This window comes from Vibrio sp. MMH1-50 (genome assembly GCF_022347645.1).
Lineage (GTDB): Bacteria > Pseudomonadota > Gammaproteobacteria > Enterobacterales > Vibrionaceae > Vibrio > Vibrio harveyi.
Genome location: NZ_JAKRGG010000013.1, coordinates 46,168 through 68,249, shown reverse-complemented (window position 1 = coordinate 68,249; position 22,082 = coordinate 46,168). Strand labels below are relative to the sequence as shown.

Genomic DNA, 22,082 nt, shown 5'->3' with positions numbered 1-22,082 from the left:
GATTACCAACCTCGATAACGATATAGAAGAAAAATAAAATAAGGCGCTCCGATAACGGACGTAAGCACTCCAGCAGGTAATTCAATCGGTGGTTGAATCCCACGAGCCAAGGCATCAGCACAAGTAACCAGTAATGCGCCAACCAGTGCAGATCCGGGAATCAACAATTTATGGTTATGCCCAAACAACAAACGGGCCAAATGTGGCGCTAATAGTCCGACGAAGCTAATCGTTCCGGCAACAGATACACTGATACTGGCTAGAAGCACCGCTGCTAACAACGCAACCACTTGGATCTGCGTTGGCTTCGCCCCTAAAGTGGTTGCGCTTTCTTCACCCAACCCCATGACATCTAATCGCCATGCTAACCACAGCGCTAGCGGTATCAGCAATAAGAGCGCCCCCCAAATGAAAGGCACTTGCTGCCAGTTTCGCCCCCAAAGGCTACCTGTTAACCAAACCATCGCAGTGTTGATTTCAATGGGATGCGTGACCAACAAGAAGTCGATACCACTGGCGAGAAAAGCACTAACGGCGATACCAATTAACGCTAATCTTGCAGGTGTAGGTTTTGAACGCCAAGCCAGCATCGCAATGAAACCTGCTGCAAATAGACCTCCTGCCATTGCGATCAAAGGTAGCCAACTGAGTGAGGTATTAGGAAACCATACCAAGCTTGCCGTTGCCGCTAACCCCGCTCCTGCACTAATTCCCATCAAGTCCGGAGAAGCTAGCGGATTTCTAATAACACCTTGAACTAATAATCCTGATAACCCGAGCCCAGCTCCAACGCCAATTGCGAGTAAAGTGCGAGGAAAGCGGTATTGATGAATAACAAAGTCGTCGTTTGAAAAAGAAACAAGGAGCGTCATGACTTGAGAAGCAGAAAGCGAAGCGGCTCCAACTAATAAGCTCGCAACAGCAGCCAAAGCAACAAGCCCAAACAACAATGCCAGTTTTGTTTGATGAAGCATTACGACCTCCTCATCGCAACAAGGATAAAACAAGGTGTGCCAATCAACGCAGTAAGCACGCCAACCGGTGTTTCAGTGGGAAACGCGATGGCACGTGATAATGCATCAGACCAAGCAACCAGAGCTGCCCCGATCAGTGCCGAGCATGGGATCAGTAAATGATAGTTATGACCGACTATTGGTCTTACTAAGTGAGGAACAAGAAGACCAACAAAGCCAATAGGCCCCGCAATGGCAACGCACGTTCCCGCCAATAAAACAATAGTGATGCCCGTAACGAGCCGAGTCATCTGGATGTTGCTACCTAATCCAACCGCGACTTCTTCTCCAAGAGCCAGTAAATTGAGATTGCGAGCCAACCCCATTGCGAGAACCAATCCAGTCAATGCTGGCGGCCACAGTTGGTTCCATTGTTCCTCGTCCACACTTGCTAAAGACCCCGTCAGCCAATGCAATACACTGTAAGCCATGTCATCCGCAAGAATAAGCGCCGCTCGGGTAAGACCAAGCAGTAGAGCGCTAACTGCTATACCTGCTAAAACCAAACGCAGAGGATGCGAGCGAATAGAAAAAAAACCACCAAGCATCATTACAGAAACGCCACTAAGTAGTGCGCCAAGTACAGCATTAAGAATTGGGTTGATATCGCTGACTATCGGCACGCCAATGGCAGCGAAAGCCATAAAACACGCTGCACCAGCGTTAATACCTAAAATTGAGGGCGATGCCAACGCGTTGCGCGTCAAACCCTGCATCAATAAACCAGCAACAGCGAGGCAAGCTCCAATTGTTAACCCAGCAAACGCTCTCGGAGCACGTAACGTAGCAAGGATTTGATGGCTCATGTTGGTTTCATCAAATGAAAACCAATACCCCACTAAATCATTGAGTGTGAGTGAAAAGTTTGACCAGCCAAGCATTGAAGCTACGTACCCTGTCAGAACCAAAGCCAAAACAATAGCGACAACAAACATCGCTTTCCATGGCACTTGAGGCTGATGAGGGCTTTCTTTCAATATCGTTGCTTTGTTCATGACGAACCCAAAATCTGTTCTAAGTTCTGCGCCATTTTCTCTGCTGCTAGCATGCCTCGATTAAGAGACCAAAGCTCCGGTGACACTTCAACAATATGCTGTGCTTTTGCTGAAGATAACAACGTGAACAACGGGTTCTTTTTCCATTCATCAATGATGTTTGGTTGCGAGTATGCACCAATCAGCAACCAATCCGGGTTTGTTTTTAATAGCAATTCAAAGCTCGCAGGCAGATAAGCTTTTTCCGTAGCCTGCACTAGTGGGCTCGTAATGCCTAACTCGCTAAGAACACCACCAGCATAGGATTTAGGGCTGTGGAGCCACATACCTTTGTCTGACACCACCGCAAACTGTACCGTCTGTTTAAGCGCAAAATGCCGCTTATACTCAGCCATGGTTTGTTGATGCAATTGAATGCGCTTGTTCATCGCTTTTTGCTTGTTAAGTGCGATTCCTATCTTACGCGCAGACTCTAGATTTTCATGATACGTTTCACCACGGCTTTTTAGCAGCAACGTGGGTGCGATGCGATTGAGGTCTTGATAGATCGTGCGGTGGCGCTCTGCATCCGCAATGATCAAATCCGGTTTTAGCACAGCGATAGCCTCTAAACTCGGCTGAGAACGCATACCAACAGATTGCCATGGCTGAACTAAATCACGTACTGCTGTGATCACTCTTGATGCATCGTTGTCATCTGCAACACCGACGGGTGACACATCAACTGCTGCTAACGCATCCACAAAAGAAAACTCCAAAACGACAACGCGTTTAGGTGTGCTTTCTAATTTAAATGTCCCTTGTTCATCTTGTACGACACGAGTTTTTGCTGAACTTGGAAAAGACATAACGCTTATGAACAATAAGAGAAATGCAGCAAGCCGTAAGTTCATCGATAGAAACCGAGATTCGTTTTCCATGTTTTTATATCCCCAACACTAAGATCGTGAAAGTCGCCAACGTAAATTGGCGACTTTGAATTGTGTTAATATCAATCAATAACGAGCTAGAACTGGTAATTCAGGTCCAAGGTGTAAGAACGTCCCGGCGCCGGGTATCGACCAACAGGGCTGGTATCAATACCTCGGAAATAGTAGTCCTCATCAAACAAGTTGTTCACAGCAACATTCATACGTAGCTTACCCTTGTCATCCTTGTACAGATCAGTACCAAGGTTGAAGTTCCAAACCATGTAAGCCGGTACTTTACCCTTCGCACCCGTCGCGTCTTCTTCACTCGTATTTGCGTTGTCAGAATATGCGTCACTGAAGTAGTAGCCAGATAGTGTTGTATCTACTTTTGAGAACGCGTAGGTAGCATCCCAGCTAAGCTGATGTTTTGACGTATAAGGAAGTTGATTACCCTTGTTGGCGCCCTCTTCTTCTAGCGTGGCGTCTAAGTAGTTGTAGCTTGCACCTAGGCTAAGTGCTTGTACGGATTCAGGAACGTAACGAGCCGATAGCTCAATACCTTGGTGAAGCGTCTTACCAATGTTTTCAAAGGTTTGGGTTGCACTTTGCCATTGTAGTTGGTCTTTAAAGTCAATACGGTACAAAGCAGCGTTAAAGCTGGTTGAATCATGTGTATAACGAGCACCCAACTCGTAGTTCCACGCAAGCTCACTGCCCTCTTTACCTAAACCTCGAATGTATGCAATTTGAGGTGCGCGCAACGATTTCTGAGCGTTCGCATAACCAACCCATTGCTCAGTCAGATTATACGCGACCGTTAGACCCGGTAGCCATTCCGTCACTTTGTTATCTGTACTCTGTGCTTTTCCTAAGTCATCAAACGTCATGTCGACAGACTCGTAGCGAATGCCCGGAGTTACTTTTAACGCATCATTAAACAGACCTACTTCATTGCTAATATAGCCAGCAAATGCATCGGTATCCAAATGCCAATCACGAGGTACTTTCGTCGCACCGCCAGCAATTGGAGTTTGAGTCAGCTTGTAGTCGATGTCTTCATTTACATAGCGAGCACCAACGATCCAGTTTTGCGTCACCGCACTGCCTTCGCCAAAGTGCATCGCGAGCTTAGGTTCTACTCCATATACTTTGAACTCTCGTGGAGAAGTACGCACGTCAGTTGAAGGCAAAGCTGGATCTGCCCAGTGACCACCTGCGCCATTAAAGCCCCACTGGAAGAAACGCTCAGAGTTATGACCAAAGGCTTGAACTTGCAGCTCTGCACTGTCCGCAATATTTAAGTCTTGAATGTATTTCAAACTCCAACGCGTTGATTTCCCCTGATATTCATCGTAAGGACGCTTAGATTGGTTGCGATCTTTTTTATAATCGTCTGGCGACAAGGCGCCGGGCATTTGTGTGTCCGCATCATACCTTTGAATGAATGCTTGCAACTCTTGAGTGTCGCTCAACAACCAGTTTGCTTTAACTTGGAAGTTTTTTACGTCTGTATCAGAATGTTCTCTGAAGCTTTCGCCTTTTAAAAAGTTACCTTCTAATTGAATTGCAAACGTATCCGTTAACCACCCGCCCGTTCTTAAATAGAAGTCGTTCAGTGGCGTATCGCCGCCTTCAAACACAGTTAAGCGGTTACTTATTTCAGTCTGCCAAGTGTTTGGAATCGGTTTAGTCACCAAGTTAATGACGCCACCCACGTTGTTTGGACCATATTGAACAGCCGCACCACCACGTACAATATCGATGCGATCAATCATGGATAACGTTGCTGGGAAAATGGATTGTCCGGTGTGACCATATGGCGCCAGCGTAAGAGGGACACCATCCATCAAGAACTGAGCATGACCACTGCGACTTGCTTTTAAGCCTCGAACCGAAATGTTAGGCAGTACACCGGTGCCAGTTTCATCTTGCACCTTAATACCAGGTACACTTTGCAGCGCTGAATCGATTGAATGAGCGGCCGTCTTTTCAATTTGCTCACTCGTCAGGACCGTACGTGCTCCTGGGTATTCTTTTACATCTTCTATTGCTGAATTGCCGATAACACTCGCAGTGACAACAACCGTCTCCATCGTAGTGGTTTGAGGTTCAGAGGCAGCAAATGCATTCATGGAGGTGACAGAAGCAATCGCGGTCGCAAGCACACTTAAACGCAGCTTAGCTTGGGGGTTACCATCCATATTTTGGTAAAGCATGGGGGTCTCCTTTAAGAGAAGTAAGGGTCAAAGAGAAAAAAGCGGCTTTGACCCTATGGGCTAACAATCCTCAAAACGAGGTAAGAAAGCTCGCTAACAAGTAGCGAGAATTCGAAAATAATTAGAATCGGTATCCATAGCTGAGCATGAATTCTGCTGGCGCACCGTAACCAATCTGGTTCAATCCAGACTTGCCATTGGTGGCACCTAGGATGTATTTCTCATCAAACACGTTGTAAGCGTTTGCTTGGATTTTGTGACGACCTGTTGTGTAAGCAGCCATCAAATCCACTGTAGTGTAATCACCAAGTGCTACCGCTTCATCGTTACCAGCGTAGCGGTCACCTACGTACTTAACACCACCGCCTAAACGCCAGTTGTCATCAAGCTGATACGTGCTCCACAATGAGAACAGGTGGTCAGACACGTCATTTGGTTTTTTACCCGTGTCTTTGTCTTCCGCATCAAGGTAGCTATAACCAACTGAGATATCCCATTGCTGCGTGATCTGACCGCGCGCTTCCAATTCGATACCCTGATGGCGAGCTTCAATCTTATTGATCACATCACCATCGATATTGGTTTGCGGTTGTTCTTGGTCGATTTGGAACACAGCAGCGTTCAGCATTAGAGCGTTGTCTAATAGATAGGCTTTTGCGCCAACTTCTTTCAGGTCGGTATGGAAAAATTCAGCCAGTTTTGGATTGATGTAAATACCAGAGTAAGGTAACTGCCATGAACGCGCTAAACTCGCATACACAGACATGTCATAGTTAATTCGGTAGACCAAACCAGCACGGTAGCTGACTTTGTTATCGTCGAGATCTTCTTTCGCTGCCCCGGCTTTTTGCTGCTCAAGATCCATTGAGTCATAACGCACGTTACCAATCACAGAAAGATCACCAAACGTGTAAACATCTTGAATGTAGATGCCCGCTGTTGTGGTCGTGTTATCACGGAAAGGTTTAAAGCCAGGGTTTGGCGTTGGTCCTACTGTAGGGTTGTAAATATTTTTTGGAGGCAGCGTCTTGTCACTGGCTAAAGTCAAATCAATATTGATCTGGTTATAGTCTGCGCCAATCATCATTTGGTTGGATTCTGTCTCCCAAACTAACTCAGATTGCAGAGTCGTTGTTGTGCGAGGGTCGTAGCCAAAATTGTTCACCGTTTGAGAAACTTCATCACCCACAACAGCACCTTGACGAGTGCCCTTTTGTTCCAGTTCAATGCGGTTGTATGAAGCACGGTTTGTCCAAGCCCATTCATCGTTTAAACGCCATTCATAATTAACTGCAATACGAAGGCTGTCCGATTCTTGGTAGTCATTGGTTCCACCAAAGAACGTGCTTTCTGAAACGTCAACTGGCTTGCCGTTTTTTGATGGCACACCTCGGTAAGGAACTAGCTCTTGATGGGCATATTCAACATCAAAATCAATGGTATGCCCATCAGCAGGTAATACGCGAATCGTCGGTGCAATAAAGAAATCATTAGAATCGACATGGTTTACGTAAGAGTCTGCTTGGCGATACTCTAAGTTAATACGACCATTGACCTTGTCGCTAAATGCCATAGAACTATCAATCTGACCAACAAATTGATTGTTACTGCCAACACTGCCATTCACATTCGTGAAATTGTCACCATTAGCACGTTTGGTCACCAAATTAATGATGCCACCCGCCGAGCCTCTGCCATACAGCGCACCAGCAGGTCCTTTTACCACCTCGACACGTTCAATGTTTGCCAGACTACGGTAGGACTGCAATGTACCGTCATCTCTCATTCCATCACGATACATATCATTAAGGGCGTCGAATCCACGAATCACAAACTGATCTCGGCTACCCTCGCCTAAGGTATTGTTCACACCAGCGACACCATCTAGCGCGTCAACTAAGCGCACTGCTCCGCGATCTTGCATTTCAGTCTTAGTCACAACCGATACCGCTTGCGGAACGTCTAACCATTCAACGTCCGTTTTGGTGCCTGACTGTGGCATGTGCTCGGCGTAACCTTCGTACCTATGACCAACAACTTGTACGGTTTCATTCGCTTCAACGTTTTCTGATGCCGATACACTCGGCACGACTGCCACTGCAGTTAACGTTCCACCTATAGCTAATGCTAATGGGGACAAGGTCAACTTCATTTCCATTTTTTTAATTCCGTTAGTTTATAAAATTGCCAACAGGTGCGAATGTAAACCAATATCATTTGTGTTTGCAATATAAAAATTATGATCTATATTTGTTTGCCCCATGTAACTGGGGAAATAACAAAATAATCAATAAAATCAGAATAATAATAAAACCTTTCCCTAAAATACCGCGAAAGAGACGCATTGGAAGCCGGCTGTGAGCACGCAGTAACAACGTTAGAAAAATTAGGAAAGTCCCATGAAATCAACGATGATCATCGTGAGTCATGTCGTTAATGATGCAGTCACCCACGGCTTCGTACCTGCAGCAAAAGCGATGGGTCTTCACGTCGTGTTGATCACTGACCATAAGCTCAACCATCTCAAGTTGGCCAGTGAAGATAACCAGTTCACCCCCGATGACATTCTAGAATGTGATGTTTTCAATCCACTTGAACTCATCGAGGTCATCACGGAGCACGAATTACACCCTAGCGCTATTTTTAGTAACAGCGATCATTTGCAAACTTCAACGGCTATCTGTGCTCAATTCTTTAACTTGCCCGCTAAAGACTGGACTGTGACGTTAAAAGCTAAGAACAAGCACCTAACTCGCCAAGTCCTCAATGACAAATCATTGCCAAGCACACCAAGTATCTTGCTGCATCAAGGTGACTCATCGCCTCGCAAGACACTCAATTTCCCTGTCGTCGCAAAGCCAAAGGAAGGCGTTGCAAGTTTGGATGTTCAACGCTGCGACACCGATGCCGCACTTGGGGATTATTGCGATGCATTCTGGCAAAAACACCCAACCACTCCTGTCTTGGTTGAAGAGTTTTTGCAGGGCCCGCTTATCACAATAGAAACATTAGGGGATGGCGATAACTTACTCGCCGTTGGTGGGTTTGATGTCGAACTGTCTGCCCCACCGCACTTTATCGAGATGGCGGCGTGTTGGAATGGTACTCACAGCGTCCAATTTCGTGACGAATGCCTCCGCCAGTTGAAAGTTTTTGGTGTCGGATTCGGCGTGTGCCATAGCGAATTTATTATCACCGATTCCGGCCCCGTGTTGGTGGAGGTCAATTATCGCAGTATCGGAGATGGACGCGAGTTTCTACTTAATAACCTGAGCCATCATCAGTGGTTTAGCACCATTTTAAAACTGCATCTTGGCGACAAACTTGAACTGGACTTCACTATCCAAGGTAGCGCTCAAGTGCACTATGTTGTCGCCGACACGAGCGGAACCATAGCAGGTACATCAACATCTTTCATTCATCAAGAAGGCGATATTGTTACGCAACAACAGGTTCTTAAGCCCGCTGGAGAGCACATCCAACAAAGCTATTCAAACAAAGACTACCTAGCCAGGATTTCCATTAGCTCACCATCCGGACAGTCATTGCAGCCTTCACTCAAACAGGCTCTCGCCACTTTCAACCTTGTGCCAGTCGAAGAGGTAACGGCATGAACGACAACGTTTTATATCTCACCCAGCGTTTAATCGATACGTGTCTACGCGAAGATTTATTTGGTTTAGTTTCTCAAGGCGCTTTCATTAATGCTTTACCCAACAAATTGAACATCAATGCTTATGGCGCAGACCAAACTTGGCTCGCCTTCTCAACACAAGATTTAAATCTTTACTTACCTGTTACGCCTTTTTATTACATGCAGCGATGGGTCTACGGCGTGACTAACCACCATGCGCCAACCTGCTGGTTTGTAGAGAAAAATGGAACCGTTGAATCACAACAACATTACCGCGATTGGATTGAAGTATTAAAAGCTTGTGCTCACGAAAGCTCTCATTCGTTACTCGATGGATATCTACAAGAGCTCGAATGTGCGGAAAAGCATAAAGGCTTATGTGACAAAGCATTCGAGCAAAACTCAGCAGCATTGATGCAGCCAATATCGGAACTCAATGGTTGGGAACGTAAACTGTTACAAGCAGACCAAATCGCTTCATATTTGGATCATCCATACTATCCGACAGCTCGAGCAAAATTTGGACTGAATGATAATGACTTAGCGCAATATGCACCGGAGTTTGCCAAGAGTTTTACTTTGCGTTGGTTAGCCATTGATAAATCACTAGTGACCTTAACCTCTGCGCCTCCTGAGTGCTGGCCGACAATGGAGCAAGTTGGATTGCCTGCCGACTTCTCACTGAGTCATGACTTGTTCCCTGCTCATCCGTTAACTTTACGCAGTTTAGAGTCACTACCTGAAGGCGTGATTGAAGCGCCACTCGCTTTTCTTGAGGTGACACCAACCTTATCGGTGCGCACTGTGGTAGTGAACCAAACACCGAATGTTCATATAAAAGTGCCACTTATTATGCGTTCGTTAGGAACTAAGAACATTCGTCTTATTAAACCATCGACACTGTATGACGGTCATTGGTTTGAGCGTTTGTTAACGCATTTAGAACAAAGTGATAGTGAGCTAAGTGGCACGCTTTTCCACTGTAACGAAAAGCATGGTGGGCACGTTGGCGATGATAAAACGTTCGCTTACATTGTGCGCGAATACCCTGTTCACCACTGCGAAGACCAAGCATTAGTGCCTGTTGCAGCCCTTGCCAGCCCAATGCCTGATGGTCGCTTGTTCCTTGAGCATCTCGCTGAACAATACTACCAGCAAGATACATTGGCTTGGTTTACCGACTACGTTGATCTGTTATGTAAAGTGCATCTGACTCTTTGGTTGCGTTATGGCATTGCTTTGGAATCCAATCAGCAAAACGCCATCATTGCGTTCAATAAAGAAGGCAAAATGACGTTAGCTATGAAGGACAATGACGCCGCTCGTATCTGGCCAAATCGTTTCAAAGCGTTTGAACAGCATTCCCCTGTTCAGTGCGATCAACTACTGGATCAACGAATTAAGGTCGATAATGAACTCGCCTTGGGTCAGATGTTTACCACGATTACGCTACAACTGGATATTGCCGCGATTGTAGAGGCAATGGCAGCGAAAGGGATTGCTTCAAGCGCCTCTTTGTACGCAGTAGTCGCACGAAGCCTCGCTTATTATATCGACTACTTAGGCGCACAAGGTCACGAAACAAAATTGGCACGCGAACTCTTGTTTGATTCCCCAGATTTGTACGCCAAATATTTGTTGAGCTCAGGGAGCCTACTTTCCAAAGAAGCATCAGGTGCAAGCGATATCAACAAATATTATGGGTTATCCGCGCCCAACTTCTTGTTGTTAACCAGCGAAGACGCTCAACATGCTTATCTCACTGCCATTAAACAGAGCGTGGGCTAATTAATCATGACCAAACTCATCTACAGCGTACTGCTTTGCCATTTTATCGCTGCATTTGCTGCGTTAGGCATGCCGTTGTTCTTACCGACGGTGTTACCCACTTTTGGAGCCCACATAAATGCAGACTGGGCAGGTGTTTTGTTTATTCTCCCTACCTTCTGCACTGCTATGGCCGCTCGTTTTTGGGGGCAGTTTGCCGACCAATACGGCAGACGCCGTTCTCTACTGCGCGCTCAAGTTGGTCTCGCCGCGGGGTTTATGCTGTGTGGCTTAGCAACAACGCTACCCATGTTTGTGTTTGGTCTCATTATTCAAGGAACGTTTGGCGGAACAATGGCAGCGTCTAATAGCTACCTTTCAAGCCAAATAGAAGATGCGAAAGCGCTGAGTAAAACGCTCAATAAAACCCAACTATCTGCTCGTTTGGCTCTGATAGTGGCACCCATTGGGCTAGGATGGACGTTATCGGAATCCAACCCGCTGAATGCATACCTGTGGTTAGCCGTATTGCCACTTGTGGCATTTGCGATCACGCTTACCCTACCCGTCGATCAAACCGAAACGCCTTCCCCCCAATCGGACGCTCTTGTAGACAAATCTGATGTTATGTCGGACTGCTCGTTACGTGCTCTATATTGGGTTTTTGGCGCTCAGTTTAGCTTTGCTTTCGCTATGGTAGTGACCTTCCCGTACTTCTCGCCTTATGTTGAGCAATACGGCAACGTGAATCCGGCATGGATCGGCTTCTTGTATGCGCTTCCGCATGGTGTTTATCTTGTGTTTGCAACCAAGATTCATGCACTTTCAGAGAAGATCAACCGCCACCAGCAGCAACGTACACTTTGGTTGGGTTTTGCCTTACTCTCCCTCAGTTGCGTCATGCACCTCGTTCAACATGAAGTCTTATTGATCGTAGCTCGCATCGTGTTTGGCTGTGGCATGGTTTGCTGTTACCAAGGTTTACATCAAGCGCTTGCAACCCGACTTAATAGGCAACAATGCGGCAAAGTGTTTTCTCGCTTTGATGCAATGTCTAAATGGGGCGGAGTTGCCGCAGGTCTTAGCGCATCTTCTATTATCCGCTTCTATTCGCTCGACGTTCCTTTTCTCCTTTCTGCGTTGGTCAGTGCTTTGACTCTTATCGCACTGATCATCCATTCAAAATTTGGACATCAACATGTTACAAACGCCATTGTCTCCAAGCGAAACGCTTGCGAAAAGCCAAGCACAACTCAACAATAGAAAAGCTCAGCTCAACACCATAACGGGCGTCGTCAACTGCTATCTACGCGAATACGCGATCCCTAACAAGCAAGTTGAATGGCAGTACCGTTCAACGTCTTTACCACAAACATTGAAGCGTAACTATTCACAACAACAGCGCGTGGGCATTCATCTTCCCCATCAAAACGGTGTTTTGTTGTTGCCTGCTGAGTACGTGAGTCAGCTTGGTAAAGTCAAACTGATTGATATGCCCTGGAGCAAAATGCCGGGCTCTGGATGGCATAAATTAGATGCAATCCAAACACTGACACTGTTACTGAACTATCTAAAACAAGTGTTAGCGATTCCATTCAACAACGAGCTTGTGGCTCAAATGGAAAACAGCCTGTTGGTAACGGAGCAATTTCTAAACGCAAACACAAGACCTCAACAGCACAATGCTTTTATCGCTTCAGAGCAGTCATTGCTTTGGGGGCACTCCTTCCACCCAACGCCAAAAAGCCGTTCCGGCGTGAGTATGGATGATCTATTAGCATGCTCACCAGAAGTGGGAGCCAGCGTCCCGCTATATTGGTTTGAAGTGGATAATACATTGCTCGATGTGCTTCGCTCGGATGAACGTCATACTCCTAAGTCGATGATTGAGCAATTGGCACCAGAAAAGCCGCACTCTGGAGACGCCACCCTCTACCCTTGCCATCCATGGGAGAGCTACACGATCTTGCAAAACCCATTAGTTCAACGAGCGATTGAACAAGGCAAAATGACGCCATTAGGGCTAGGCGGAGAAAAAATGCTGCCGACATCATCGGTGCGTACCATGTACCACCCTGAAACAGAATGGTTCGCCAAGTTCTCGATTAACGTCCGCTTGACCAATTGTGTCCGTAAAAACGCATGGTATGAACTCGATAGTGCGGTGCAACTGAGCTCGATTTTGCATCCGATAAAAGAAAGTGAGCAGTTACAGAATCCGGTTTTCAAAGTGATGACGGAACCTTTTGCCACCACCATCAACTTGGAATCGATTGATTCTGAGCAAAGAGAAGATCTGACGAAAGCCCGAGAGTCGTTTGGTATCCTATATCGAGAAAACCTATCCTTGTGTGAAATTGATGTACTAGAACCAACGTTAGCGGGAGCACTATTCGCCTATGATCGCAATGGCGACAGCTGTATCGCTGCTCAATTAGAAACGAAAGCACAAGCATCAGAAACAACGTACCACGACATCGCGACTTTATGGTTTGAGCGCTACTTACACTGCTTAATTCCCGGCGTATTCAACTACTACTTTAAACATGGCGTCGCATTTGAGCCTCATTTGCAAAACACACTCATTGGGTTTGAAAAAGGCATGCCCTGCTGTGTGTGGATACGCGATCTAGAAGGCACCAAATTGCTTCCAGAATTCTGGTCACCGGAGTCATTGAACCAGCTTTCTGAACGCGCTCGCCAATCGGTTTATTACAGCCGGGAACAAGGTTGGAATCGTATTGGTTACTGTACCTTCATCAACAACATCAGTGAAGCCATTTTCTTTATTGCGGAAGGAGACCAAACGCTTGAGAAAACGCTTTGGAACTCGGTTAAAAGCGCAATTGTTCGCTGGCAATCCGTCAATGGCAAACAACCTGAGCTTGAATCCTTGATAAACGGCGGCAGTTTCCCGAGCAAAAACAACTTTACTACACGCTTAATGCAAAGAGCGGATAAAGAATCCAACTACACCCAAGTTCCAGTGCCATGGGCGAATCACCAAGGAGCCAATCATGCTTAATTCTTCACAGCTTCCGTTGCACGTCCAACAAGAAGTTTTGCAATTGGCAGAGCAACACATGCAGCCACTATGTGCCTACCTTTATGACCTAAAGGCGCTGGAGCAACACATTAAACAGATGAAACACGTTCTACCCAAAAATGTTGAGCTGTTTTATGCCGCGAAAGCCAACCCATCAGAGCCAATCTTGAAAACACTCGCGCCTTATGTCGACGGTTTCGAAGCTGCGTCCGGCGGAGAGCTTGCTCATCTGCACGAACAGCACCTCAATATGCCCTTGATCTTCGGTGGTCCGGGCAAAATGCCAAGCGAACTTAAGCAAGCGATTGAGCTCAACGTAGATGCAATTCATGTCGAAAGCCTCACTGAATTGCATCGCATTGGTGCATTAACAGAAAAGCTGAACCATTCTGCCTCGATTTTTCTACGAATGAACATCGATATTGGCGATATCACCTTAAGCAAACTCGCCATGGGTGGGAAACCCACGCCTTTTGGATTGGATGAAAGCGAGTTAAGTAACGCCCTCACTCTGCTGCGTGATTTTCCAAACGTGCACCTAAAAGGTTTCCACTTCCATTTAATGTCTCATCAACTCGAGGTAGATCGTCACCTAGCATTAATGCAACGTTACTTCCAAGTCGTTAAAGCTTGGCAAACGCAATTTGAGCTGGATGAAGTAATGATCAACCTTGGCGGAGGTATGGGCATTAACTACCAAAATGATGAGCAGCACTTCCCTTGGATTGAATTTTGCGACAAGTTAGAGTTTTTGATCGCGAAAGAACAAGTTCAAGATTGGAAACTGCGATTTGAATGCGGACGTTACATCTCTGCACCATGCGGCTATTACGTTATGGAAGTGTTAGACATCAAGCAAAACTTAGGCGAGAACTTTGTCATTGCGCGTGGTGGTACACATCACTTCCGCACCCCTGCGGCACAAAGTCACGATCATCCATTTGCGATTTTAGCGAGTAATAAACCCAAAGTCATATCACAGCCGATTACGCACTCACACGCGACATTCGTCGGTCAACTTTGTACGCCAAAAGACGTTCTTGCAAGAAATCAAAACATTACTCACCTCGATATTGGAGATTATGTCGTGTTCACGCTTGCTGGCGCCTATGCTTGGAACATCTCTCATCAAAACTTCTTAATGCACGAACCTCCACTATTCCACTATTTCTAACACTCACTATCCAATAGTTCTGCAGAATAAATGGTTCCACAGAATAAGCCCCTATCGCTAGGGGCTTTCATACCGATTTTTTATGGCACATTTCACATCAAGTTCATGTCACAATTCGTATACACATACTGATTTGCATACTTTCTTGCGGCGATAAAACGCTCAGGCTTTCACAACCAAAGTTATGCGCATCAACATAATGACTTTGAGGCTCAAGGCAAAGGAAATTGCTTTCACCCGAGGGCTTATAAACTTGCAGGTAACGGCAAGGGCTCGACACTAATACTGACACCCCATTTTTGTGCCTTAGCGACGCCATAACTCCGCTATCGCTCATCTGATATCCATTATTGATCCATAAATTGGGCACTGTTTTTTCGCTATTGAAGTTGTAATCTGAAGGTATATGCCTAACGAAACGATCAGGAAGATTCTGCTTATCTTCAAACCAAAAACCTGTCGCCGGGAACTCTACAAGTGTATCTTGCTGAACTGAGAAAAATGGATGGAAGCCAGCCCCGAAGGGAAAAGCATCATCCCCAAGGTTGGTCAGAACCATGGTAACAATAAGGGCGTCATCACACAGTTGATAAGACTGTTTGGCATGGTATTCACATACGCCGTCGATACTTGACGTTAACTCTAATTCCAAAAAGTCATCACCTGCGTTTTTGGTCAGTAATCCCCAATCAGAAATCCATCCATTTCCATGCAAGAAAAACATATCATCGATGGCACGACTAACCGGCAGCACGACTTTATGCCCACGCCAAACAAATTGATTTCCGCGAATACGATTCGCCATTGGCAGCATGGGAAACATACTTGAATCTCCGGCAAAGCCGTTGGAAGTATTGACTCTGGCTCTCAACACATCAAAGGTGAATCCGTTAATATACTGAAATGAATCAACGCACCCTCCAGTCTCATTCACGACCAACTTCAACTTGCCATTATTCAGAGTGTGAGTAGCCATCGATAAACCTTCACTTCATTATGATATGTTTGTTTATAGCTACTTTATGCAGTTAGATATTCAACAACTGATAACAAAGTCACAGAGATAACTAAACAGAATTTAGTTAGCGCCTTCTACATTAAATCATCCAAGAGCCATGTTCGAACAATGCCTAACAAACCATTTCAATCTGGCGCCCATAAGGGGTTGAATAATCAAAAAGTTCGACACTATAACTGTCGCCTTGTGATGGCATTGCTGTATAAAAGCAAAGGCATGACCAAATCAGAGTTAGCTCGTGAAACGCAACTTAGCATTCCTGCTATTAGTAAGATTGTTGATGCTTTAGTTGAGCAAGGTCGAGTAGAAAACTTCAGTGTATCCAAAGCAACAAAGGGTAACTTTGGCGGCTTGTACAAAGTATCAAGTGATCGCCCTTACACCGTGTGCATGAGTGTTTCTCCTACCCGTATCCAAGCGGTAATGGTCGATAATGAAATGACGCCCTCTTCGGACTTTATTGATCAAGCCATTACCCCACAAACACCTGACGAACTAATTGAGGATATCGTGACGGCTATTGTTGCTTGCCGTCAGTCCAAGCCAAATACTAGTTATCGACTCTCTATTGCCGTACACGGGCAAGTGGATACTCATGTAGGATCTTCCATGCGAATGCCGCAAGCTCCTTGGACACAACCTATCGAGCTAAAATATCTTCTTGAGCAACGCTTGCTCGTTGAGGTCCTAGTCGACAATGATTGCGTCATGCTAGCCTTAGCTGAAAAGTGGTTAGACGGGCATCACGGTGAAGATTTTTGCGTACTCAACGTTGATTACGGTATCGGTTCTTCTTTCTTGATCCACAATGACATATACAGAGGAAAGATGTTTGGCAGTGGGCAGATTGGTCACATTAAAGTCGCGAATAACGGCATCATTTGTGGCTGTGGTCGAGAAGGCTGCTTAGAGACGGAAGCCAGTTCCACAGCGCTTTGTAAGCAATACCTTTCCCGTCAGGAAAACGCATCCAAACTTGTACATATCGATGACTTTGTATTCGATGATTTTATTAAGCTGTATCAAAACGACGACCAAATTGCACAGGAAGTCGCAATGCACGCAGCCACAGTTCTTGGACAATCTCTCTATAACTTTCTTATCACACTCAACATCAACAAAATCATCTTGTATGGAAACACTTGTGCTCTAGGTGAATGTTGGTTAAAGACAATCACACAACAAACACTCATTAATCCATTCGAAGACGAGAATGCTCGTAAACAAGATCTCACCGTAGTCTCGTTCGGGCATTTAACGCAAATTGAGCGAATAGTCGGGATGAGCTACCTATGGGTTGAGCAAGAGTTAGATAACCTCTATACGTAACTCCCAATTTAAACGCAAAGAAGGTCACCTTAATAGCGACCTTCTTGAAGCTTACTCTGTTATTTTCACTCAATAGAGAGCACTGAGTGAGTTATGCGTTCACCTCTTTACCTACCGCAGCTTCACGAGTAACAAGGATTTTTTCCAGTTCTTCCAAAGAGCGCCCTTTCGTTTCTGGAACGCGTTTGTAAATGAACACAAAACCACAGGCACAGATAACACCGTAAAGTAGGAAGGAACCTGAAGCACCTAACCCCGCATTAAGCAGTGGGAACGTATAAGTGAGTGCGAAACACGCGACCCAAAGTGCCAACGTGCTGACCGACATCGCGGTGCCACGAACCTTATTCGGGAACATTTCAGAAAGAAGAACCCAAGTCACTGGTGCCAACGTCAAAGCGTAGATAGAAATCGCGATAAGGACGAGCATCAATACCGGCAAACCAAGCATTCCATAGGCATATGCGGCTGACATCAAACCATAAATCACCGTCAAGCCAGCCGACCCGATAATCATCAACTTACGTCGACCAATTTTATCAACAAAAGGAATCGCCAAAATGGTGAACACGAGATTGATCAATCCTGTTGCAACGATCGACTTCAAGGTATCGTTGATATCAAAGCCTGCAGAGGCAAAGATTTCCTGTGCATAGTTAAAGATGACGTTGATACCACACCACTGCTGGAAAGCAGCAAGAACAACACCGATCACCAAAATTGGCTTCACATCTGGCTTAAACAACGCACTAAACGGAAGTGAACGAGTTTCTGCAGACAAGGTACTTTCGATCTCTTGCACAGTGCGAGACGCATAACTTTCGCTACCAATACGCAGTAATGTAGCTTTCGCTTTGTCTACCATGCCCATTTTTACTAACCAACGTGGAGATTCAGGCACAACAAACATGAGCAGTAAAAACGCAAATGCAGGCACAAGTTCGGCGCCAAACATGTAACGCCAACCCATTTGACCATTCCATGATTGCAAAATATCCGCTTGCGCTGCATTGGAAGCAACAGGCTCCGCAATCAATAAGTTAATGATTTGAGCAGCAAGTACACCAATAACGATGGTCAGTTGGTTTATCGCGACAAACTTTCCTCGTTTATCAGCAGGTGCAATTTCAGCAATGTACATCGGTGACAATGCTGACGCTAAGCCAATACCAACGCCACCTATAATTCGGAACACCACAAACGCATTAAAACTATCGGCAGCGGCCGTTCCCCATGCAGAAATAACAAATAACAGTGCCGCTAAAATTAACGGACGTTTACGCCCATATTTGTCAGACACGGTGCCGGCAATAAATGCCCCAACCATACAGCCGATTAACGCTGAGCTCATTGCCCATCCAGACAATGACGCATTCGTAATGTTGAAATAAGACTCATAGAATGGTTTGGCACCACCGATTACGACCCAATCATAACCAAATAATAATCCACCACAGGCGGCCACCAGACTGATGAGCCATATGTTTCTCATATTGAGTTGATCGCTTGTTTTACGCATAGTAAATCCTTGTAGAGGTACATATCTATTAAAGTTATTGTTTTAGAGTCACCCCAGGTGATAGGTCACCCGGAGTGACCTATCCATTAATTTTGACTGTTACAGCCAAACGCATAGCGATGTTGTGCGATTTCTTTTAATAGATTCGCTTTTGTATGAGCAGGCGCTTGTCCTAACAGTGCCTGCAATGTAAGTTCAAAATCTTCAAATCCATGACGTTCATCTATCAAAGCTAAGCCAAATTGACCCATTGCTTTTACAAATAAACAGTGTTGCTGATGTTCTGTTGTTAAATTGCTATCAAAGACAATTAACGCTGGGAGTGATACAGCAAAAAAGTCGACCTCTACGGGCGCATTCCATTCTGAGTCCGCCCAAGACACCATATCCTCAAACAGTGATACTGCTTGTGCGGTATCTCCCAATTGGTGCATTGCAGCCGCTTGATAGAACAAGTAATCAGCAGGTTGATCGTTATAGTAACGGCTTTGGTTAATCTCTTGTTTACCTTGAGTTGCAAGAGCAAAGTGCTGATTGGCACACTCTCTTTCGCCTAACTCCTGGTAGCAACGCCCTAAGAAATAGTGGATATCATTGTCAGTTTGACCAACGAGGCGACCTTCACCCAAATTTGTTGAATAAGTCAGAGCGTCATTCAATAACTCAAGCGCGTTATTGAAGCTTCGTTGTTGCATAAACTGCAATGCGTATCTCAGCTTATTGACGATGAACTGCCCTGTCACCTTACCTTCTCCCCCCTCCCAAGGGTGGAACTGCCTTGTAGATAAGCATGTCTGTGCAAGTTCGAGCTCACCACAGATGTTACACAAATTAAGCAGCTCTGCAGTTAAGTCATCTCGCTGATTGACCACTTCTAGATTTGCCTTCAAGAAAGCAAGTCGTTCTAATGGCGTATCACCCGCCGCTTTTTTCAAGTAATCCAGTTCATAGAGAACTCGGGCATCACTCGGAGACAATTCGAATGCTAACCCCATCAAAGAAATCGCTTTATCCAGCTCTCGACGCTTGTTATAGGCATAAACAGATAGATTTCGAAGTACGGGCGCATAGTGTGAGTTGAGCCTTAGTACTGTTTCCCAATGATATACCGCTCTTGAATAACTTCGTTTCGCATAGAAGAAGCAACCCAGTAGATATTGGGTAAAGTAATGCCCTGAAAAAGCACTTAAAACTTCAACTTCGGCTAAGGTATTCGGAAATAAAACATTGTCGTTAAATCGATCGGCAGCGACATCTAATAAGGCTTCCGCCTGTTCGGGTTCATCGACTAAATACGCTTTATAAATCAAACTCATTGAACCTGTGCTCTCGTTCAGAGCTAAGACCGCTTTAGCGCGTTCTTTTGCATCAATCGAAAGATAAAAGTTAACAAGATGAATCGTGTTAGCTTCTCTTTGATTCATGAGTTGCTTAAACGCCGATAAGTCAATATCAGAGCGAGTTAACTGATACCTTTCGAATGAAATACCATAACCAAGAGGCTGCATCTCACTTTGTTCATCAATAAAACGAAGAGCCTCTGCGTGTCGGTTCAATGCACTAAGCAAAAACACCTTCAATGTTGCAGCTTGGTAGTGAGTACCATTCAGTTCCAGTGCTCTTTCCGCGTATTCTAATGCCTCATTTAAACGGTCTTGCTTTGTGGCAATGCGAGCAGCGGCGAAAAAGCCAGTATCACGACAATTACTACTCCACGTTGCTTTAAATACATCGCTAAAGGCAGAATCAAGACGCCCCAGTTTTTCATTTGCACAGCCACGAAGGTAGCTTGCTCTGCCGCATAAAGGGTTTTTGTTGAGCTTGTGAGCACGCTCCAAAGCGGCATCAGAATATTTAAGTGTGCCTTGATAATCCGCGCGATCATAAGCAAGCGAAGCCATCGCGACGTTGGTTGCATAATGATTTGGGTCGCGTTTGAGGGCTTCTTGGTAGTAGTCCGCAGGATCACTCGTTGCATGGTGATATTGCTGTAAATGCTGTCCAATGAAATACAGTTCTTCTACACTCGATACATCTTCAGGTTTTTCTGGTGCGGAGGCAGGATCGGGCGTTGGTTCATCTTTAGCGTCAATATGCTCTAGATAGGACAGGCATACTCTCCCCTCCTCATTCAAGATTGTGATGGTTAAGCGCGTGCTCTCAGCAAGCTCTATGCTTTCTTCAACCACATCACCTGGAGTCATTGTCAGTTGGTGTTTAGCAAGTACACTCGCTTTGTCCGAAATAACCACCTCGTAGTTGGCAATCTCAGAAATAGCGTAAACTGCCCATTCAACGAAACGCCCGCTTCGATCCAACTTAATCGCGACTTCCGTGTTCGCATTATGAACGTTGTCTAAATTGCTATATGGAAGGAAATGTTGAGTGAATTTTTTCTCTTCATGACTATCAATCCAAGTAAAATCCGGTTGGTTATCAGTGTAAACCCCAGTCATCAATTCGATGTAAGGTCCATTGCTGTCGGTCAACTGGCGATCCCAGGCTAATCCAAAATCACAGTTTCCCCATGTCCATTGCTTTTTGCCAGGAGAGACATGGTGATTAGCCACATGCAACAACCCTCCTTTCTCATCATGACTGTAAGCGCCAACAAAGTCATAAGCGGACTTATCTGCCATATAAGAAGTAGGAACAGGCAAATTCTTGTAGCGCGAGATGTCCGTACCCGGCGAATAGTCGACTTTGTAATATTCCCCAGTCGCTATTGGGAAATCCGAAACATCTCGTTTGCCATGGTCATATACCGCAGTGACATCTGGTGGGAAGATACTTTGATGATCATCACCACCTTTTACCGCTGGGTTAGACCACCATAGAAACTGTCGAGGAGTATCGTTGCCGTTATATACCTTGCCTGTTATCTCGACAAGCGCCTTGTTCGGATAAAGTTTGAAGCCAGCGGTTACTTGCAAACCGTACATATGTTCAACTTCACCAATCCAAACGGTAACGGCTCCATCTTCATGCTCTTCAATCTTAAAATCTGTAGGCATGAACGTTGTCGGACGATGATGTTGAGGCCAATTAAACTCGATACCTCCAGAAATCCAAGGACCAAGTAGTCCAACTAAAGCCGGCTTAACGACTTCGTTGTAGTAAATAAAATCACGCTTTTTCATCTTGTCGTACGCACGATGAATGCGCCCACCAAGCTCAGGCAATAGCATGATTTTTATATAATCATTTTCGATATATACCGCTTGATATGTCTGTTCTATTTGATGATCAGATATACTGTCGATCACGCCGTAAGGGTATACGGAGCCAGAAGAGCCTTGATAAACACGGTTTTCCAAAAATAACGGATTCGAGTCAACTTTGCCCGTCGGGTAAGTCGGTAAAACAATCTCTTCTACCCATGCTTTTGCATTCGTACTCATAATCTAAAACTACCTGTAAGTCGTTGTGATTGATTTACAGGCAGTATAAAAAGCGAACA

The 22,082-nt window shown here is 45.4% G+C and carries 14 protein-coding genes; 6 read left to right on the top strand and 8 right to left on the bottom strand.

Annotated features, from left to right (window positions below):
• Positions 1-2: 2 nt before the first annotated feature.
• From MHO32_RS12240 to MHO32_RS12220, 5 genes are all read right to left on the bottom strand, one after another.
• The gene (locus MHO32_RS12240) at positions 3-974 is read right to left on the bottom strand and encodes a FecCD family ABC transporter permease (protein ID WP_017819179.1); all 972 of its coding nucleotides are present in this window, start codon (positions 972-974) and stop codon (positions 3-5) included.
• Positions 974-1,948 carry a FecCD family ABC transporter permease gene (locus MHO32_RS12235; RefSeq protein ID WP_053053138.1) on the bottom strand — a complete coding sequence of 325 codons (975 nt, stop codon included), beginning with the start codon at positions 1,946-1,948 and terminating at the stop codon, positions 974-976. The genes MHO32_RS12240 and MHO32_RS12235 overlap by 1 nt, the downstream gene beginning before the upstream one ends.
• Before the next feature lie 56 nt (positions 1,949-2,004).
• Positions 2,005-2,928, bottom strand: a complete 924-nt coding sequence (locus MHO32_RS12230) for a Fe(3+) dicitrate ABC transporter substrate-binding protein (protein WP_050935955.1) — start codon at positions 2,926-2,928, stop codon at positions 2,005-2,007.
• An 86-nt stretch (positions 2,929-3,014) separates the two neighbouring features.
• The gene (locus MHO32_RS12225; RefSeq protein WP_239212275.1) at positions 3,015-5,135 is read right to left on the bottom strand and encodes a TonB-dependent receptor family protein; all 2,121 of its coding nucleotides are present in this window, start codon (positions 5,133-5,135) and stop codon (positions 3,015-3,017) included.
• A gap of 121 nt (positions 5,136-5,256) precedes the next feature.
• On the bottom strand, positions 5,257-7,293 hold the full coding sequence (locus MHO32_RS12220; protein ID WP_009696139.1) for a TonB-dependent receptor: 2,037 nt from the start codon (positions 7,291-7,293) through the stop codon (positions 5,257-5,259).
• 241 nt (positions 7,294-7,534) lie between these two features.
• Here MHO32_RS12220 and MHO32_RS12215 point away from each other — a divergent pair, with 241 nt between their 5' ends.
• The 5 genes from MHO32_RS12215 to MHO32_RS12195 are packed head-to-tail and all read left to right on the top strand — an operon-like array spanning position 7,535 to position 14,756.
• Positions 7,535-8,749 carry an ATP-grasp domain-containing protein gene (locus tag MHO32_RS12215; RefSeq protein WP_053053131.1) on the top strand — a complete coding sequence of 405 codons (1,215 nt, stop codon included), beginning with the start codon at positions 7,535-7,537 and terminating at the stop codon, positions 8,747-8,749.
• Positions 8,746-10,557: an IucA/IucC family protein gene (locus tag MHO32_RS12210; RefSeq protein WP_239212272.1), complete on the top strand. Its 1,812-nt coding sequence runs from the start codon at positions 8,746-8,748 to the stop codon at positions 10,555-10,557. Before MHO32_RS12215 ends, MHO32_RS12210 begins: the two co-directional genes overlap by 4 nt.
• A gap of 6 nt (positions 10,558-10,563) precedes the next feature.
• Positions 10,564-11,799, top strand: coding sequence for an MFS transporter (locus tag MHO32_RS12205; protein ID WP_239212269.1), 1,236 nt, complete (start codon positions 10,564-10,566; stop codon positions 11,797-11,799).
• The gene (locus MHO32_RS12200; protein ID WP_239212266.1) at positions 11,735-13,561 is read left to right on the top strand and encodes an IucA/IucC family protein; all 1,827 of its coding nucleotides are present in this window, start codon (positions 11,735-11,737) and stop codon (positions 13,559-13,561) included. Before MHO32_RS12205 ends, MHO32_RS12200 begins: the two co-directional genes overlap by 65 nt.
• Positions 13,554-14,756, top strand: a complete 1,203-nt coding sequence (locus MHO32_RS12195; RefSeq protein WP_239212263.1) for a type III PLP-dependent enzyme — start codon at positions 13,554-13,556, stop codon at positions 14,754-14,756. The genes MHO32_RS12200 and MHO32_RS12195 overlap by 8 nt, the downstream gene beginning before the upstream one ends.
• A gap of 103 nt (positions 14,757-14,859) precedes the next feature.
• Here MHO32_RS12195 and MHO32_RS12190 read toward each other — a convergent pair whose 3' ends face one another.
• A complete protein-coding gene (locus MHO32_RS12190) occupies positions 14,860-15,732 on the bottom strand; it encodes an aldose 1-epimerase (protein ID WP_239212242.1) in 873 nt (290 codons plus the stop codon).
• 150 nt (positions 15,733-15,882) lie between these two features.
• Between MHO32_RS12190 and MHO32_RS12185 the strand changes: the two genes are divergently transcribed.
• Positions 15,883-17,103: an ROK family transcriptional regulator gene (locus MHO32_RS12185; protein ID WP_336246148.1), complete on the top strand. Its 1,221-nt coding sequence runs from the start codon at positions 15,883-15,885 to the stop codon at positions 17,101-17,103.
• A 91-nt stretch (positions 17,104-17,194) separates the two neighbouring features.
• Here MHO32_RS12185 and MHO32_RS12180 read toward each other — a convergent pair whose 3' ends face one another.
• Both MHO32_RS12180 and MHO32_RS12175 read right to left on the bottom strand, forming a co-directional pair.
• Complete coding sequence (locus MHO32_RS12180; protein WP_152164201.1) at positions 17,195-18,622, bottom strand: sugar porter family MFS transporter; 1,428 nt, start codon at positions 18,620-18,622, stop codon at positions 17,195-17,197.
• An 86-nt stretch (positions 18,623-18,708) separates the two neighbouring features.
• Positions 18,709-22,023 carry a DUF5107 domain-containing protein gene (locus MHO32_RS12175; protein ID WP_239212236.1) on the bottom strand — a complete coding sequence of 1,105 codons (3,315 nt, stop codon included), beginning with the start codon at positions 22,021-22,023 and terminating at the stop codon, positions 18,709-18,711.
• Between the last annotated feature and the right edge of the window lie 59 nt (positions 22,024-22,082).